This is a genomic window from Caulobacter sp. 05L422, assembly GCF_056397765.1.
Window position 1 is genome coordinate 46,973 of record NZ_JBFTOB010000031.1, and the last position, 17,096, is coordinate 64,068.

General features: G+C 68.3%; 12 protein-coding genes. 2 read left to right on the forward strand and 10 right to left on the reverse strand.

Going from position 1 to position 17,096, the window contains the following annotated elements:
• Positions 1-18 precede the first annotated feature (18 nt).
• From AC1DMQ_RS23985 to araD1, 9 genes are all read right to left on the reverse strand, one after another.
• Positions 19-2,742, reverse strand: a complete 2,724-nt coding sequence (locus AC1DMQ_RS23985) for a TonB-dependent receptor (protein ID WP_477036046.1) — start codon at positions 2,740-2,742, stop codon at positions 19-21.
• A gap of 421 nt (positions 2,743-3,163) precedes the next feature.
• Positions 3,164-4,675 (reverse strand): arabinosylfuranosidase ArfA, encoded by a 1,512-nt coding sequence (arfA, locus tag AC1DMQ_RS23990; protein WP_477036047.1) that lies wholly within the window; start codon positions 4,673-4,675, stop codon positions 3,164-3,166.
• Between the two features lie 15 nt (positions 4,676-4,690).
• A complete protein-coding gene (locus AC1DMQ_RS23995; RefSeq protein ID WP_477036048.1) occupies positions 4,691-6,001 on the reverse strand; it encodes an extracellular solute-binding protein in 1,311 nt (436 codons plus the stop codon).
• Positions 5,998-6,846: a carbohydrate ABC transporter permease gene (locus AC1DMQ_RS24000; RefSeq protein ID WP_477036049.1), complete on the reverse strand. Its 849-nt coding sequence runs from the start codon at positions 6,844-6,846 to the stop codon at positions 5,998-6,000. The genes AC1DMQ_RS23995 and AC1DMQ_RS24000 overlap by 4 nt, the downstream gene beginning before the upstream one ends.
• Positions 6,843-7,724: a carbohydrate ABC transporter permease gene (locus tag AC1DMQ_RS24005; RefSeq protein ID WP_477036050.1), complete on the reverse strand. Its 882-nt coding sequence runs from the start codon at positions 7,722-7,724 to the stop codon at positions 6,843-6,845. The genes AC1DMQ_RS24000 and AC1DMQ_RS24005 overlap by 4 nt, the downstream gene beginning before the upstream one ends.
• A complete protein-coding gene (locus tag AC1DMQ_RS24010) occupies positions 7,721-8,827 on the reverse strand; it encodes an ABC transporter ATP-binding protein (RefSeq protein ID WP_477036051.1) in 1,107 nt (368 codons plus the stop codon). Before AC1DMQ_RS24010 ends, AC1DMQ_RS24005 begins: the two co-directional genes overlap by 4 nt.
• A 311-nt stretch (positions 8,828-9,138) precedes the next feature.
• Positions 9,139-10,665, reverse strand: a complete 1,527-nt coding sequence (locus AC1DMQ_RS24015) for an aldehyde dehydrogenase (NADP(+)) (protein WP_477036052.1) — start codon at positions 10,663-10,665, stop codon at positions 9,139-9,141.
• A 13-nt stretch (positions 10,666-10,678) separates the two neighbouring features.
• Positions 10,679-11,620 carry a Gfo/Idh/MocA family protein gene (locus AC1DMQ_RS24020; protein WP_477036053.1) on the reverse strand — a complete coding sequence of 314 codons (942 nt, stop codon included), beginning with the start codon at positions 11,618-11,620 and terminating at the stop codon, positions 10,679-10,681.
• Positions 11,617-12,612, reverse strand: coding sequence for an AraD1 family protein (gene araD1, locus AC1DMQ_RS24025; RefSeq protein WP_477036054.1), 996 nt, complete (start codon positions 12,610-12,612; stop codon positions 11,617-11,619). Before araD1 ends, AC1DMQ_RS24020 begins: the two co-directional genes overlap by 4 nt.
• Before the next feature lie 408 nt (positions 12,613-13,020).
• Here araD1 and AC1DMQ_RS24030 point away from each other — a divergent pair, with 408 nt between their 5' ends.
• Positions 13,021-13,701 carry a FadR/GntR family transcriptional regulator gene (locus tag AC1DMQ_RS24030; protein ID WP_477036058.1) on the forward strand — a complete coding sequence of 227 codons (681 nt, stop codon included), beginning with the start codon at positions 13,021-13,023 and terminating at the stop codon, positions 13,699-13,701.
• A 36-nt stretch (positions 13,702-13,737) separates the two neighbouring features.
• Here the strand turns inward: AC1DMQ_RS24030 and AC1DMQ_RS24035 are convergent, their stop codons facing one another.
• Positions 13,738-15,135, reverse strand: a complete 1,398-nt coding sequence (locus tag AC1DMQ_RS24035; protein ID WP_477036055.1) for a glycoside hydrolase family 27 protein — start codon at positions 15,133-15,135, stop codon at positions 13,738-13,740.
• Positions 15,136-15,387: 252 nt separating this feature from the next.
• On the opposite strand from AC1DMQ_RS24035, the gene AC1DMQ_RS24040 reads away from it, so the two are divergent.
• Positions 15,388-17,096 (forward strand): IlvD/Edd family dehydratase (locus tag AC1DMQ_RS24040; protein ID WP_477036056.1); only part of this gene is annotated, 1,709 nt, incomplete at its 3' end.

Below are 17,096 nucleotides of genomic sequence, written 5' to 3' on the forward strand. Positions count from 1 at the left end.
ACCGGGCGCGCGCGGGTCTTACATCTTCCAGCGGAAGCCGATCAGGACCTGACGGTCGTAGCGACGGGTGTCGCGCGGATACAGGTGCTTGTCGGTGAAGTAGTCCTTGAACTCGGTGTCGAGCAGATTGACGCCTTCCAGGGTGAAGGTGAGCTTGTCGCCGACCTTGTAGGACAGGCTTGCGTCCATCTGGGCGGTGTCGTCGGCGATCAGGTCGAAGCCGCTGTTCTCGAAGTTGGGCGTGTCGAGGAAGTGCTTGCGCCAGTTGTAGGCCACGCGGCCCGAAATCGGGCCCTTCTCGTAGAGGACGGCCAGGTTGTAGGAGAACTTCGACAGGCCTCGGAACTCGGTCTTCACGCCGGTGACGGCGTTCTTCATCGAGCCCTCCATGAAGGTGGCGTTGGCCTGCAGGCCCAGGCCGCTGAACAGGCCGGGCAGGAAGTCGTAGAACTGCTGGTAGCCCAGCTCGACGCCGTCCAGCTTGTCTTTCCCCGAGTTGCTGGGGCGGGTCATGATGTAGGTGGTGCCGTTGATCACCTCGTTGGCCGAGGTGGTCTCGACATAGCCGTCGATGTTGCGGTGGAAGTAGGCCAGCGTCAGGAAGCCGTCAGCGGCGAAGTACCACTCCAGCGACGTGTCGAGGCTGTCGGACGTCACCGGCTTCAGAGCGGGATTGCCCCCCGAGCCCGACAGGAAGGTCGTGTTGGAGACCACGGTCGACAGCGAGACGCCCGGATTGAGCTGTGCGAAGTCGGGGCGGGTGACCGTGCGGCCCAGCGAGAGGCGACCGATCAGGTCCGGCCGCAGGTTGAACCTCAGGTTCGCGCTGGGCAGCAGGTCGACCGACGAGTTCTTCTTTTCGGTCGGCGTGTACCTGAGCACGGAGGTGGCGGTGTCGACATTGTTGCCGCCCAAGGTCTGTTCAGTGCGCACCAGCCGGAGGCCGACCACGCCGCTCCACGGCACGCTGCCCAGGTCGCCGCCGATCTTCGACTGCACGTAGCCGGCAAGGGTCTTCTCGACGTCGGAGAAGAACATGCCGGGGTCGATGCGGCGCTTGCCGGTGACCGGATCGTTGCGCAGCGCGAATTCGGCCGCCGTGGTGGCGTTGCGATCGTAGAGCAGCGCCGTCTGAGCCCGCACCTTGTCGGTGTTGTTCAGCAGGTATGAGGCGCTGGGCGTGTACCACTGGGTGGTGATGTAGTCGGGTCCGCCGTCCGCCATGGCCTCGGAGATGCCGTTCAGGCCGGGCAGGGTGCTGACGGACGTGTGGGTGAACGGATACGCCGCGCCGCCGTACGACTGGTTGGATTCGGCGCTGCGGTCGGCATAGCGGACGCCGGCGCTGATCTCGCGGATGAACTCGTCGGACGGGGCGGTGTAGACGACGTCGGCGCGCCAATCGACCGAGGTGCCGGTCTGCTTGCCGTAGTTGTCGAACCAGTTCTCGATCGTATAGCCGGCCGGGTTGGTGATGTCGTAGCCTGGGCTATTGTAGTTCAGCTGAGCGGTGCCGCCGGCGCTGGTGTCGACCCTGACCAAGGGCACGATGGTCGAGGCGTCCATGATCGGGTTCTCGTACTTGAAGAACGAGTTGGTGACCGACAGGTCGGTCGACACCTTCACGTCGCCCCATTCCTTGTAGCCGCCGGCCGAGAACTGGTTGGTGTTGGAGTGCTGGTCGTTGGCCTGGGTCGACATGATCGTGAAGACGTTGTGGTTGGTCAGCGTCTTCAGCTGATTGGTGCCGGGGAACACCGTGGCCGACAGGTTGCCGTCGCCCAGCCAGGGCAGGCCGACCAGGAAGTCCAGTTCGAACACGTTCTTGTAGTCGGTGACGAAGCCTTCGAAATACAGCTCGCTGGTGTCGTCCGGCCGCCATTGCAGGGCGAAGTTGGCCGCCTTGCGCTTGCGATCGCCGGCGATCGGGATGTAGCCCATCACGAACGGGCCGTTGATCGAGGTGATGCCGGGCGGCAGCGGGTGAGCCGGGCTGAACGAGCCGGTGTGATCATCGGAGCGGACGTTGAAGGCGCGCTCCTCGTGGTAGTCGCGCTCGACGAACGACACGCCCAGCAGGGCGCCGAACTCGCCGGCGTTGGTCTCCCAGCGGTTCGAGGCGGTGGCCCCGAAGTCGGGATTCCACTTCTTGGCCTTGTCCGAATAGGCAGCATGGCCGAAGGCGTTGAACTGGGCGCCGGAGAAGTCGAACGGCCGGCGGGTGCGGATGTCGATCGCGCCGGCGATGCCGCCTTCGATCTGGTCGGCCGCGGCGCTCTTATAGACGTCGACCCGCTGCAGCATGTTGGCCGGCACGTCGGCCAGGGCGATGTAGCGGCCGGTGGTGGTGAACACCTCGCGGCCGTTCTGCAGGGTCACCAGGTTGGGCAGGCCGCGGATCAGCACCGAATTGGCCTCGCCGGAGTCGCGGCGGACCTGGATGCCGGTGACGCGGGCCAGGGCGTCGGCGACGTTGTTGTCGGGCAACTTGCCCACGTCCTCGGCGACGATGGAGTCGACCACCAGGTCGTTGTTCTTCTTGATCTGCTGGGCGCTCTGGGCGGCCTGGCGCTGGCCGGTGACGACCACTTCGTCGACCGTCTCTGCGTCCTGGGGCGCGGCGGTCTGGGCCAGGGCCGGCGCGGCGGCCAGCAAGGTCATGGCCGAAGCGGCCGAAATCAGCAGGGCCCGCTGCGCGAGGCGCGCGGCGGATCGGATCGGCTTTTGGGCGCCGGTAGTCATGGATTTCCCTCCCAAGTCTCATCGTCTCCCCGTCTGCGCGGGAAGCTTCTCGATGCTGATTATCTTGTCTGACAAATAATCCATTCGCAAGAGTATTACTAATGTGACCATCGAAATATGAACGATGTTCGTTCGCGCGTGCGGAATGGCGCGCCTCGGCGTGCGCCTCGTCCAGGGCGCTGGGTATGGCAATAGATTGAATAGATTCAGCGAATTATGAGGCCTGTCACCTAACGGCACGGTAGGCGCACGGGTGGTTCGCAACGCGGAATAGGTTCGTTCGCCGAGGCAGGTTCGGCACCTGGACCGCTCGAATCTTGGTCAGACAAATATGAGAGATTCGTATGACCACGCCTTGGGACGGTCGATGGCGACGGTGGCGATCCCGCGCCGCCGCCGCCGTTGTCGTCATCGTCGACGGTCAGTCCCGGGCGAGGCTGACGACGTTCCAGGATTGGCGCTTCAGCGTCGCCGTCAGGCGGCCGCCTTCCAGCTTGGCGGTCGGGTTGGCGACCGGTGAAACAGCGTCGGGCGCGGCCTTGGTGTTGGTCTTCTTCAGGTCTGGATCGTGAAGTTGGGTCGACGCCTGGATCACCAGGTTGTCGGCCACGCCGCGCAGGTCGACCGACAGCTGCATGTCGTCGGTGACGCTGCGGTTCAGGGCGAACAGGGTCGTCGCCCCGGTCCGCGGATCGCGCACGATCGCGGCCAGCAGGTTGGGCACCTCGCCGTGGGCCTTGGTCGGGAACGTGCCGGTCTCGACCTTCAGCTTCAGCACCTCGCCGCGGCCGTGGCGCGTGCAGTCGGCGAACGGGTGGAAGATGGTCTGGCGCCAGGCCGGGCCGCCGGTCTCGGTCATGATCGGGCCGATCACGTTGACCAGCTGGGCCAGGCAGCCGGCCTTCACCCGGTCGGCGTTGTTCAACATCACGATCAGGCAGCCGCCCACCACCAGGGCGTCCTCGTGATTATAGACTTCCTCGATCAGCGGGGGGGCTTCGGGCCAGCCGGGCTTCTTCAGGTCGTCGGGGCCGCTGGCCTTGTACCAGACGTTCCATTCGTCCAGCGACAGCATGATCCGCTTCTTGGAGCGGCGCTTGGCCGCCACGGCGTCGGCGATCGCGGCGACCTCGCGGATGAAGTGGTCCAGGTCGTCGATCGTGGCCAGGAACTCGTGGATGTCGTCGGCGTCGTTGCGGCAATAATGGTGAAGCGAGATGTAGTCGACCTGATCGAAGCACTGGTCCAGCACCTCGTATTCCCACTTGCCGTAGGTGGGCATGGCGCGCTGGGACGAGCCGCAGGCGGTCAGCTCGATGGTGGGGTCGACCCACTTCATCACCTTGCCGGTCTCCTGGGCGATGCGCCCGTACTCGGCCGAGGTCTTGGCGCAGATCTGCCAGGGACCGTCCATCTCGTTGCCGATGCACCAGAACTTGATGTCGTGCGGCTGTTCGTAGCCGTGGGCGCGGCGCAGGTCCGAATAGTGGGTGCCGCCCGGGTGGTTGCAGTATTCGAGGAAATGGCGGGCCTCGTCCGCGCCGCGCGTGCCGACATTGACCGCGAACATCGGCTCGAGGTCCGCCTTGCGGCACCAGGTGATGAACTCGTTGGTGCCGAACTGGTTGGTCTCGGTCGAGTGCCAGGCCAGGTCCAGGCGGACGGGGCGGTCCTCCTTGGGGCCGACGCCGTCTTCCCAGTTGTAGCCCGACAGGAAGTTGCCGCCCGGATAGCGGACGATGGTCACGCCCAATTCCTTGGTCAGGTCCAGCACGTCCTGGCGGAAGCCTTCCGGCGTGGCGGTGGCGTGGCCGGGCTCGTAGATGCCGCCATAGACGCAACGGCCCATGTGCTCGACGAAGGTGCCGAAGATCCGGCGGTCCAGCGGGGCCACCACGAAGTCGGCGTCGGCGATGATCTTGGCGGTCAGCATGGCGAGCTCGTGCAGCTAGAGAAGGTGGAACAGCAGGTCGTTGACGCGGCGCTCGGCGTCGGCGAGGGCGGTGTCGATCGGTTTGCGGCCGGTGATGCCGTTGGCCATCTCGTCGCCGATGATGTCCTGGATCGCGAACTGGCGCTCGACCTCCGGCGGCAGGGTCTGGCCGATCGTGGCCAGCGGTGCGATGGCCTGGCGGTGGGGCAGGGCCTTGAAGCGCGGGCTGTCGATCACCGCCTGCATGGCCGGCAGGTGTCCGGTGCGCGACCAGTCGTAGTCGTGGTCGGCCAGGAACTTAACGAGGCGATAGACCGCCGCGCGCTGCTCGGCCGTCCGCTCGCGGTGCGGTACGACCCAGGCGTGGCCGTCGACATAGGCGGCGTCCTTGGTCCCGAAGATCCGGGGATAGGGCACGACGGCGTAGCCGCCCGACAGCGGCCGGCCGGGCGTGTGCGCTTCGGCCTCGAAGGTCCCGATCATCCAGGTGCCGACCAGATAGACCCCGCCGTCGCCGTTCATGAAGCCGCTGGTGGCGGCGGGATAGTCCTGGTCGCGGGTCGACAGGTTCTCGTCGTGCAGAGTCTTGAACAGGGCGACGATGCGGTGGGCTTCCGGCGTCGTCAGCTTGATGTGCTTGGGATCGGTGAAGAACACCGCATCCTGGGTCATCAGGTAGGTGTAGAGGTTGCGGGTGTAGCTGGCCGTCTCGTTGGCCATGGCCTGGACCAGGTAGGGCTTGCCGGTGGCGGCCTTGAACTGGCGGGCCTGGGCCAGCAGCTCGTCGGCGCTGGTGGGCAGGACCGGCTGGCCGTCCTTGACCAGTCCCGCCTGGCTGAACTGGTTCATGTTGATGTGCCAGAGCGGCGCCCAGTTGTCGAAGGGCAGGCCCCAGACCTGGCCCTGCTTGGTCACCCCCTCGCGGGCGGCGCGGGTGAAGGCGGCGGGATCGACGCCGACGCTCTCCAGCCCTGGTCCCATCGGCTCGATCAGGCCGCGCGACTGGTAGTCCGAGATCGCCGACATGTGCATGGTCACCAGGTCGGGCGGATCGCCCGCCGCGAACTGGGCCGACAGCTGGTCGTAGCCGGGCCAGGCGGCGATGTTGACCTTCAGCCGGATGTCCGGGTTCTCGCGCTGGAACTGGTCCAGCAGGCCGGTGATGATCTCGCACTCGCCGTCGGGATTGCGCGCGCCGGCCCCGGCCGAGCGGCACTCGCCGAAGATCCGCTGGACGGTGATCTGGGTGACGTCCGGCTTCTTGGCGCAACTGGTCAGGACCAGGGCGACGGCGGCCAGGGCGAGGGCTCGCAGGGGGCGGCTCATCGCACGGCCGCTCCCGACACCGCCCGCACGATGTACTTCTGGAAGAACACGTAGACGACCAGGATCGGCGCGCTGGCGAACACCGCCTGAGCCATCAGGAAGCCCAGGCCGCTGGTCTGGGCGAAGTTGATCTGCGAGCTGGCCACGCCCACCGTCAGGGTGAACATCTCGGACCGCGTCGCCGAGATCAGCGGCCACCAGTAGTCGTTCCACGACGACAGGAAGGTGAAGATGCCCAGGGTCGCCTGGGCGGGCAGGGTCAGGGGCAGCAGCACCTTCCAGAACACCTGGCGGCGCGAGGCCCCGTCCAGCATCGCCGCCTCGTCCAGCTCGACCGGGATGGCCTTGAAGTACTGGGTCATCAGGAACACCCCGAACGGCGCGGCCAGGCCGGGCAGGATCAGGCCGGGATAGGTGTTGTGCAGGTGCAGGGCGCTGAACAGCTGGTGGCGGGTGATGATCACCGACTGCTCGGGCACGGCCAGGCCGAACAGCACCAGGGCGAACAGCCACTTGCGGCCCGGGAACTCCAGCCGCGCGAAGCCGTAGCCGGCCAGGGACGACAGGGCCAGCACGCCGGCCGTGGTGCACAGCGAGACCAGCAGGCTGTTGGCCAGCCAGCGGAACACCGCCGCCCGGGCCAGGATCGAGCCGTAATTCTCCAACGTGTAGGGGCCGCGGAACACCGAGGCGGTGTCGCGCAGCAGCTCGCCGTTCGACTTCAGCGACAGGCCCACGGTCCACATCAAGGGCATGATCATGACCAGGGCGGCCAGGGTCAATGCGGCCCAGCCCAGGCGGTTGATCCACGGATTGCGCCCGGCGGCGCGGTCCAGAGCGCTCATCGGACCGCCTCCTTCTCGCGCGTGGTCACGTACTGCAGCACGGTGGCGACCAGGATCAGGCCGAACAGGATCTCCGAGGCGGCGGCCGCGTAGCCGATGTCCCAGCGCCGGAAACCGACCTCGTAGATGAACAGCACGATCGGCCGCGAGGAGCCGCTGGGACCGCCCTGGGTCAGCAACTGGGCCTGGCCGAACAGTTGGAACTGCAGCACGCACTGGATGATCACCACCAGCACCAGGGTCCGGCGGATCGAGGGCAGGGTGATGCGAGTCAGGGCCTTCCAGGGGCTGGCCTTGTCCAGGGCGGCGGCTTCGTAGAGCTCGGCGGGAACCTGCTGCAGGGCGGCCAGGTACAGCATCATCGGCAGGCCCAGGCACCACCAGACGGTGGTCAGGGCGATGGCCGGCAGCACCAGGTCGGGATGGCTGAGCAGCGGGATCGGCGGCTGACCGACCGCGTGCAGGATGTTGGCGATCAGTCCGCCATCGGGGATCAGCACCAGCCGCCAGATCAGGGTGACGATGGTCACCGACAGCACCGAGGAACTGAAGAACACGCCCCGGAAGAAGGCCGCCGCCCGGGTGGGACGGTTCAGGGCGATGGCCAGGGCCAGGGCGATCACCGCCAGCGGCGGCACGGTCAGCAGCACGAACCAGAAGGTGTTGCGCACCGCCTGCAGGAAGACGCCGTCGCGCAGCAGCCGGCCGAAGTTCTCGAGCCCGACGAACGCCTCGCCGCCGAACAGGTCGGCCTTGTGCAGGCTCAGCCACACCCCGGCCAGCAGCGGGTAGAGCAGCAGCGTGAGATAGACCAGCAGGTACGGCGTCACGAACAGGCTGTTGACCCAGGTGCCCTTGCGAGGCGAGGCGGCGGTCATGCGACAGCCCCAATGGGCGGGGGGGCGTAGTGGGCGCGGTCGTCGGCGTCGAACAGGTGCACGGCGCCGTCCAGGGCCAGGCCGACCGCGTCGCCCATGGCCGCGCGGCTGGTCCCGGCGTCCTCCGCGGTGATCGCCGCCCCGTCGGCCAGGCGCAGATAGACCAGGGTGCGGTCGCCCAGGCGCTCGACGAACTCGACCTTGGCGTCGACCAGGCCCGCGCCCGGCGCGACCACCTTCACGGCCTCGGCGCGCACGCCCAGGCGCCAGGCGGCGCTGGCGGGCAGGGCGGCGAGCGGGACTTCGGTGTCGACGGTCGCGCCGCCCGGCAGGGTGGCGCGGGCCACGCCGCCGGCGCCTTCGCCCAGCGTCACGTCCAGGAAGCTCATCGGCGGCGCGCCGACGAAGGTGGCCACGAAGCGGTTGGCGGGCCGGGCGTAGATCTCCATCGGCGTGCCGACCTGCTGGATCCTGCGGTCGCTCATGACGACGATGCGGTCGGCCAGGGTCATGGCTTCGACCTGGTCGTGGGTGACCAGGATCATCGTCGCCTCGACCCGGCGGCGCAGCTGGGCCAGCTCCAGCCGGGTGCGCATGCGAAGGGCCGCGTCGAGGTTCGAGAGCGGCTCGTCGAACAGGAACAGGTCGGGTTTCTTGACGATGGCCCGGCCGATGGCGACGCGCTGGCGCTGGCCGCCCGACAGCTGGCCGGGCTTGGACTGCAGGAAGCGCTCGATCTCCAGGATGCGCGCCGCCTCGGCCACGCGGGTCTCGATCTCGGCTTTCGGGACCTTCGCGTTACGCAGGCCGAACGCCATGTTCTCGAAGATCGTCATGTGCGGGTAGAGGGCGTAGTGCTGGAACACCATCGCCACGCCGCGGTCGCCCGGCGCCAGGGCGTCGACCCGGCGTTCGCCGATGTGGATCTCGCCGGTCTCCACCGTCTCCAACCCAGCGATCATCCGCAGCAGGGTGGACTTGCCGCAGCCCGACGGACCGAGGAAGGCGATGAACTCGCCGGAGGCGATGTCGAGGCAAATGTCGTCGAGCACGGCGACGGAACCGAAGCTCTTGCTCAGATGGTCAAGCCGCACACGCGCCACGCATCCACTCCCCAGTCGGCTCGCGACGCGTGACGGAAGGGTGGCGTGAAGCCGTCGTCTCCTCCCGGTCACGGCGCCAGAGCGCTCTTGCTTCCGCCCGCCTTTGATTGGGGGCTGGTTATTGTCTGAGTTATTTACTCAGACAAAAGCGGGATAACGATGAATCCTGGAGGGCGCAAGATCAAAAGTATGATGATTGGCCGCACGCCCGGTTCCGCGGTGGAGAGGTTACGGAAGGGAAGCTGTAATTGTCGGACTATAAAGCCGTCATCCCCCGGCGGGGCGGGGGATGACGAGCTTGGGGCCGTTCCTTACAGCACGCCGTCCACGGCGCGACGCACGCCCAGCGGATTGTCCGCCTTCAGGGCCGGCGGCAGCAGGGTGTCGGGGATGTCCTGGTAGCAGACCGGGCGCAGGAAGCGCTCCATGGCGCGGGTGCCGACCGAGGTGCCGCGCGGGTCGGAGGTGGCCGGGAACGGACCGCCGTGGACCATGGCGTGCGAGACCTCGACGCCGGTCGGCCAGCCGTTGGCCAGGATGCGGCCGGCCTTGCGCTCCAGGATCGGGATCAGGCCGCGCGCGGCCTCGGCGTCGGCGGCGTCCATCTGCAGGGTGGCGGTCAGCTGCCCCTCCAGGCCCTCCAGCACGGCGGCCAGTTGGACGGCGTCCCGCACGCGGACGATCAGCGAGGACGAGCCGAACACCTCGTGGCTCAGCACTTCGTCGCGCTGGAAGGTCTCGGCGTCGACGGCGAACAGCGCGCCGACCGCCTGGTTGACGCCGTCGCCGACGCAGCCGCGCGCCAGTTGCTGGACGCCTTCGCGATTGCTCAGCTGGTCCACGCCCTGCTCGTAGGCGCCGAAGATGCCCGGCGTCAGCATGACGTGCGGCTGGGCGGCGGTGAGGGCGGTGACGGCGGCGGCCTCGAAGCGGTCGAGGTCGGGACCGGCCAGGGCGAAGATCAGGCCGGGATTGGTGCAGAACTGGCCCGCGCCCATGGTCAGCGAGCCGATGAAGGCCGTGCCCAGCGCCTCGGCCCGGGCGGCCAGGGCGGCGGGCATCAGCACCACCGGATTGATGCTGCTCATCTCGGCGAAGACCGGGATCGGCTCGGGTCGGCTCGCGGCGATCCGCATGAAGGCCGTGCCGCCGGCCCGCGAACCGGTGAAGCCCACGGCCTTGATGCGAGAATCAGCGACCAGGCCGGTTCCCAACGTGCGTTGCTGGCCGATCAGGATGGCGAAGACGCCGGCGGGCAGGCCCGCGGTCTTGATCGCCTTGTCGATCGCGCTTCCGACCAGGGCGCCGGTGTTGGGGTGGGCGGAGTGACCCTTGACGATCACCGGGCAGCCGGCCGCCAGGGCCGAGGCGGTGTCGCCGCCGGCCGTCGAGAAGGCCAGCGGGAAGTTGCTGGCGCCGAACACCACGACCGGGCCCAGCGGGATGAAGCGCTGGCGCAGGTCCGAGCGGGGCAGGGGCGTGCGATCGGGCATGGCCGGATCGATCCGCGCGCCGATCCAGTCGCCGCGCCGCACGACCTGGGCGAACAGCCGAAGCTGGCCGCAGGTGCGGCCGCGCTCGCCGGTGATCCGGGCCACCGGCAGGCCGGTCTCGGCCACGGCGGTCTGGATCAGTTCGTCGCCCAGGGCCTCGATCTCGGCGGCGATCGCCTCGAGGAAGGCGGCGCGGGTTTCCAGGTCGGTCTCGCGATAGACGTCGAACGCGGCGGCCGCGGCGGCGAGCGCCGCCTCGATCTGGGCGGGGCTGGGCTCTGGGAAGCTTTGGCCGAAGTGTTCGTTGGTGGCGGGGTTCAAGGCCCGCAGGGCGGCTTCGGCCATTCGTTGTCTCGCTCTATTCAATGAACGCTGGAGCGACGACCCGTCGGCCCAGCAGGAAGGCGTCGGCGACGTGACGCAGCGGGCTGACGTCGACATCGCTGGCGGAGCCGGCCACCAGGCGCGCGAAGGCGTCGTAGAGACCGGCGTATTCGGCGTCCGGCCCCTCGCGAAGCAGCACGTCGTCGATCCATAGCTTGGCGCCGCCGTGCGACAGCTTCAACACGTTGTTACCGGTATCTTCGTCGCCGGTCTCGACCGTGATGTCCCAGCTTTGCGGGCCGGTCTGCAGGAAGTCGAACTCGGCGCGGATCGGCGCGCCGGCGGCGTCGACGAAGTCCAGCTCGGCCTGGATCGGCGACTGGCAGTTCTCGGGCACGTGCAGGGTCGCGCTCGTCAGGAAGAACGGCCGGGGCAGGATGGCGGTGGCGATCGACAGGGCGTTGATGCCCGGATCGAAGACGCCCAGGCCGCCGGCCTCCCAGATCCAGGTCTGGCCCGGGTGCCAGACGCGGACGTCCTCGCGCCAGTCGATGCGCACCGACTTGATGGTCTTGTCGGCCAGCCATTCGCGGGCCGGCGCCACGCCCAGGGCGTAGCGCGAGTGCCAGGTGGTCTGCAGGGTCAGGCCGCGCTCGGCGGCGGTCTGGCGCAGGTCTTCGACCTCGCTCAGCGTCGCGCCGGGCGGCTTTTCCAGCATCACGTGCTTGCCGGCGGCCAAGGCCAGGTGGGCCAAGGCGTGGCGCGGCTGGGGCGGGGTGCACAGCGACACCGCGTCCACCGCCACGTCGCTGGCCAGCAGCTCGGCCAGGGTCGTGAAGTGGGCGACGCCGTCGAGGTCGGCGTTGCGGCTGACCACGGCGACCAGCTCGAAGCGGTCATCGGCGGCGATGGCGGGCAGGTGCTGGTCGCGGGCGATCTTGCCCAGGCCGACCAGGGCCAGGCGGATCTTGCTCACAGGGCGCGCACCGTCACCGGCTTGTCCTGCGCCTGGGCCAGGGGATTGCTGACGGAGTAGAGGAACGGCGCGGCGCCGATCTCGAACACGTCGCCGACCTTCGTCTGGAAGCCTTCCGAGAACGACAGGGTCGCCGTGCCGAAGAAGTGCACGTGCACGTCGCCCGGCTTGCGGAAGAGGTCGTACTTGAAGTGGTGGTGCTCGAGGTTGGCGATCGTGTGGGACATGTTCGCCTCGCCCGACAGGAAGGGCTTTTCCCAGACCACCTGGCCGCCCCGCAGGATCTTGCTGGCGCCGCGCACGTCGGCCGGCAGCTCGCCGGTCAGCAGTTCGGGGCCCAGGGCCGCCTGGCGCAGCTTGGAGTGGGCCAGCCACAGATAGTTGCCGCGCTCGATCACGTGGTCCGAGAACTCGTTGGCCAGGCAGAAGCCCAGGCGGTAGGGCGCGCCGTCGGGACCGATGATGTAGACGCCGGCGATCTCGGGCTCCTCGCCGCCGTCCTGGGCGAAGGCGGGCGAGGTCAGGGGCGCGCCATGGCCGACCACGTGCGAGCCGTCGCCCTTGTAGAACCACTCCGGCTGGGCGCCGACCGCGCCGGCGGCGGGCTTGCCGCCCTCGACGCCCATCAGGAACATCCGCATGGAGTCGGTCAGCTGTTCACCCGCCTGGGCGGCCTTGTGCATCTTGTCGCGACCCTCGGCCGAGCCCAGGTGGGTCAGGCCGGTGCCGGTCAGGATCAGGTGGGCGGGATCGGGATGATCGATCGGGGCCAGCACCCGGCCCTCGGCCAGGGCGGCGGGGATGTCGATCTCGGCGCCCAGCGGGTTGGCCTGGGCGGCCTCGGCCAGGGTGGCGCCGGCCGCCAGGGCGGCCTGGGCCAGGGCCAGCAAGGTGTCGGCCACCTCGACCTTGCGGGCCAGGCCCGCATCGTTGACCGCCGCGAGGATTCGCGTCCCGCCCTGTTCCTTCAGTTGCACAAAGCGCAGCACCATGGCTGTCGTGACTCCCAAGAGATTGGCCAACGGGTTTGGCTATTTAGTCAGACAAATAGCGAACTGCCGGGCGGTGTCAAACCCGGATCGGCGGGCTCGCGACGGTGGTCCGGACGAGGCGGGGCGCTGTGGAAACACGAGAACCGGCGCAAACCCGCGCCGTGTCGGCGTTTGGCAATCATCATACTTTTCAGCGTGAAAATCCGCTTCGCGTGAACGGCGCCGTGGCTGCGAAATCCCTTGTCGGCGCACAAACTGTCTCGTTAGTGTCGCGCTGCGTCGAGATCGGCGGACGGACGGGGGCTCCGTTCATCGACTGGACAGGGAGGCAAAGCGCGCGTGCGGAAGAAGAAGGATAAGGCCGGGGACGGCGATTTCGCGCGGGACAGCCTTGCGGCCACCAGCCGGATTCACGGTTCGATCGCCCGCAACCTGGGCGTGGCCATCGTCTCGGGCCAGTACCAGCCGGGCGACATCCTCAACAACGAGATCGATTCCAGCGAGCAGCTGCAGGTCTCGCGCAGCGCTTACCGCGAAGCCATCCGCATCCTGGCGGCCAAGGGTCTGGTCGAGAGCCGCCCCAAGACCGGCACCCGGGTCACCGAGCGCAACCGCTGGAGCCTGCTGGACCCCGAGGTCCTGGCCTGGTTCTTCGAGTCCGAGCCCAGCGAGGAGTTCCTCAAGGGGCTCTACGAGCTGCGGATGATCGTCGAGCCGGCTGCCGCGGCCCTGGCCGCCGAGCGCCGCGACGACGGCCAGTTGGAGCGCATGCGCAAGGCGCTGATCCAGATGGAGAGCCAGACCCTGGCCACCGAGGCCGGCCAGGCCGCCGACCGCGACTTCCACGACACCGTGCTGGAGGCCACCGCCAACGCGCCGCTGTTCACGCTCAGCAGCAGCATCGGCGCGGCGGTGCGCTGGACGACGATCTTCAAGCAGCGCAAGCGCGAGCTGCCGCGCGACCCGATGCCCGACCACTGGAAGGTGTTCGACGCCATCGCCGCCGGAAGGCCGGACCAGGCGCGGCAGGCGATGGAGCGGCTGGTGGGGCTGGCGCTGGAAGACACGCGGGCGGCGATCGAGTCCTAGGGACTGGTTTCCTTCTCCCCTTGGGAGGAGGAGGGATCAGTCTAGCAGGTACAGTCCCGCGCCATGCGGCGGCAGGGTCCGTTTCAGCCCGCCCACGGCCGCGCCATCGGCCTTGCGGGTCCAGAGGTCGCGCACCAGCATGAGGGGGCCCACCCCCAACGTTCTAGAATCGACCCCGACCGCCATCTCTGCATCGGTCGTGTTGAACAGCGCCACATATCGCGCCTTCGAGCCCGGAACCTCCGCCGTCCAGACGACGCTTCCGCCGGTGTTGAGCACCGGCCGGTTCCCCGTGCTGCGCTGGTTCACGGCCAGCACCTCGTCATTGGTCAGCAGGGCCGTCGTCGCCGGATCCAGCTTGCGCAGGTCGCCGCCCATGATCAGCGGCGAGCGGGCGATCGACCACAGGGTCATCATGGTGCGCTGCTCGTCGGGCGTGAACCGCGTGGTCCGCTTGCCCAGGTCCAGCACGCCCAGCGGCAGCATGTCGGCGTCGGGCCAGCAGCCGGGGATGCGGTACGGGTTCCAGCGCTCCAGCCGGCCGAACTGCTCCATCAGCAGCGGCCACTGGTCCCAGAAGTCGTCGCTGATCCGCCAGAGGTTGGCGTGACGCTGCACATGGCTGGCGGCGTCCAGCGGCGTCTCGCCCGGCGACAGGCTCAGCACCATCGGCCGACCGCTGGCGTCGATGGCCTTGCGCACGGCTTCGATCTCCGGCGCGTGGTCGTGATAGGGCCGGCTCATGTCGTCGACCTTGACGTAGTCGACGCCCCAGGCTGCCAGCAGCTTGAAGACGCTGTCGTAATAGGCCTGGGCGCCGGGCTTGGTCATGTCGACGCCGTACATGTCCGGGTTCCAGGGGCACAGGCTGGCCCGGTCGACGATGTCGCCGATGCGGGCGTCGGTTCCCAGCACCGGCAGGTTCCGATCCGCCGCCTGGCGGGGCGCGCCGCGCATCAGGTGGATGCCGAACTTCAGGCCCAGGGCGTGCAGCCGGTCGCCCAGCGGCTTGAACCCCGCGACGCCAGTTGAAGTGGGCGCGGCCGAGGAGGGGAAGCGGTTGACGGCCGGCAGCAGCCGTCCCCACGGATCCAGTTCGAGATGGGCGTCCTTGCGGTAGTCGAAGCCCGTCGCGCCCGGCTCGTACCACTGGATGTCGACCGTGAAGACGTCGTAGCCGTGCGGCAGCAGCACCTTGGCCATCACCTTGGCGTTGTCGATCGCCTGGTCTTCCGTCAGGGTGGTGGCGAAGCTGTCCCAGCTGTTCCAGCCCATCGGCGGAGTCCGGGCCAGGCGGCGGAAGGCGAGGGGATCGGCGGCCCCATTGGCGGTCATGGCGAGGCCCGGAAGCCAGGGCGCGGCCACCGAAGCGGCCAGCAAGGTCCGGCGAAGGGCGCGGAATTGGCTCCTCGCGAGCGGATTTTTCGAGTCCATCGGCGCCTCCCGAGCGACCTATCGTCCGACAACAAACGGCGAATGATTTTCTTTTGCGTTCAATTGGAAAACACGGCTTGCCGGCCTTGTCGAGCGGTGCAGCTCTCACGTTGACGCCGCGTCTTGGCCGGTATAGTCAGACAAATAAACAGGGGTGAACCGAACGGGCTGTCGATCGCTCCGTCCAGATGGCGGACAATCCTCATGTCACCCGCCAGGCCCTCCCGCTGTCGCCGCCTATCAAGGACTGTCATGAGCTCTGCCGCCGTTCCGCCCCGCGCCCTTCGTTCGCGCGCCTGGTTCGACAATCCGGACAACGCGGACATGACGGCGCTCTATCTGGAGCGCTACCTGAACTTCGGCCTGTCGCTGGATGAGCTGCAGTCGGGCAAGCCGATCATCGGCATCGCCCAGACCGGCAGCGACCTGTCGCCCTGCAACCGCCACCACCTGGTGCTGGCCGAGCGCATCCGCGAAGGCATCCGCACGGCCGGCGGCATCGCCCTGGAGTTCCCGGTCCACCCGATCCAGGAGACCGGCAAGCGGCCGACCGCGGGCCTGGACCGCAATCTCTCGTATCTGGGCCTGGTGGAGACCCTGTACGGCTATCCGATCGACGGGGTGGTGCTGACCATCGGCTGCGACAAGACCACCCCGGCCTGCCTGATGGCCGCCGCSACGGTCAACATCCCGGCCATCGCCCTGTCGGTCGGCCCGATGCTGAACGGCTGGCACAAGGGCCAGCGCACCGGYTCGGGCACCATCGTSTGGAAGGCCCGCGAGCTGCTGGCGGCCGGCGAGATCGACCGCGCCGGCTTCATCAAGCTGGTGGCCAGYTCGGCYCCGTCGACCGGCTACTGCAACACCATGGGCACGGCCACGACCATGAACTCGCTGACCGAGGCGCTGGGCATGTCGCTGACCGGCTCGGCGGCGATCCCGGCCCCCTACAGGGATCGRCAGCAGAACGCCTACGAGACCGGCCTGCGGATCGTCGAGCTGACCCTGCAGGACATCAAGCCSTCCGACATCCTGACCCGCGACGCGTTCCTCAACGCCATCGTCGTCAACTCGGCGATCGGCGGCTCGACCAACGCYCCSATCCACCTGAACGGCCTGGCCCGCCACATGGGCGTGGAGCTCAGCGTCGACGACTGGCAGACCTATGGCGAGGAGGTGCCGCTGCTGGTCAACCTGCAGCCGGCCGGCGAGTATCTGGGCGAGGACTATTACCGGGCCGGCGGSGTGCCGGCCGTGGTCAACCAGCTGATGGGCCAGGGCCTGATCCGCGAGGACGCCCTGACCGTGTCGGGCCAGACGATCGGCGAGGCCTGYCGGGGSGCGACCATCGAGGACGAGGCGGTGATCCGCMCCTTCGACAAGCCGCTGGTCCAGCGCGCCGGCTTCGTGGTCATGCGCGGCAACCTGTTCAACTCGGCGATCATGAAGACCAGCGTGATCACCGCCGAGTTCCGCGACCGCTACCTGTCCGACCCCGACGACCCGGACGCCTTCGAAGGCCWGGCCGTGGTGTTCGACGGTCCSGAGGACTACCACCATCGCATCGACGAYCCGGCCGTCGGCATCACCGAGCGCAGCGTGCTGTTCATGCGCGGCGCCGGGCCCATCGGCTATCCCGGYGCGGCCGAGGTCGTGAACATGCGGGCCCCCGACTACCTGATCAAGCGCGGCATCCACCARCTGCCSTGCATCGGCGACGGGCGCCAGTCGGGCACCTCCGGCTCGCCCTCGATCCTCAACGCCTCGCCCGAGGCGGCGGCCGGCGGCGGCCTGGCCCTGCTCAGGAGCGGCGACCGGGTGCGGGTCGACCTGCGCAAGTCGCGGGTCGACGTGCTGGTCACCCCCGAGGAGATCGTCGCCCGGCGCAAGGCGCTGGAGGCGGCCGGCGGCTTCAAATATCCGGAAAGCCAGACGCCCTGGCAGGAGATCCAGCGGGCCAT

Bases quoted from the DNA above. Each gene is read 5' to 3' on its own strand.
- AC1DMQ_RS23985 (WP_477036046.1), bottom strand. From the start codon at position 2,742: ATGACTACCGGCGCCCAAAAGCCGATCCGATCCGCCGCGCGCCTCGCG.
- arfA (WP_477036047.1), bottom strand. From the start codon at position 4,675: ATGCTGACCGCCAAGATCATCGCCGACGCCGACTTCGTGGTGGCCCCG.
- AC1DMQ_RS23995 (WP_477036048.1), bottom strand. From the start codon at position 6,001: ATGAGCCGCCCCCTGCGAGCCCTCGCCCTGGCCGCCGTCGCCCTGGTC.
- AC1DMQ_RS24000 (WP_477036049.1), bottom strand. From the start codon at position 6,846: ATGAGCGCTCTGGACCGCGCCGCCGGGCGCAATCCGTGGATCAACCGC.
- AC1DMQ_RS24005 (WP_477036050.1), bottom strand. From the start codon at position 7,724: ATGACCGCCGCCTCGCCTCGCAAGGGCACCTGGGTCAACAGCCTGTTC.
- AC1DMQ_RS24015 (WP_477036052.1), bottom strand. From the start codon at position 10,665: ATGGCCGAAGCCGCCCTGCGGGCCTTGAACCCCGCCACCAACGAACAC.
- araD1 (WP_477036054.1), bottom strand. From the start codon at position 12,612: ATGGTGCTGCGCTTTGTGCAACTGAAGGAACAGGGCGGGACGCGAATC.
- AC1DMQ_RS24035 (WP_477036055.1), bottom strand. From the start codon at position 15,135: ATGGACTCGAAAAATCCGCTCGCGAGGAGCCAATTCCGCGCCCTTCGC.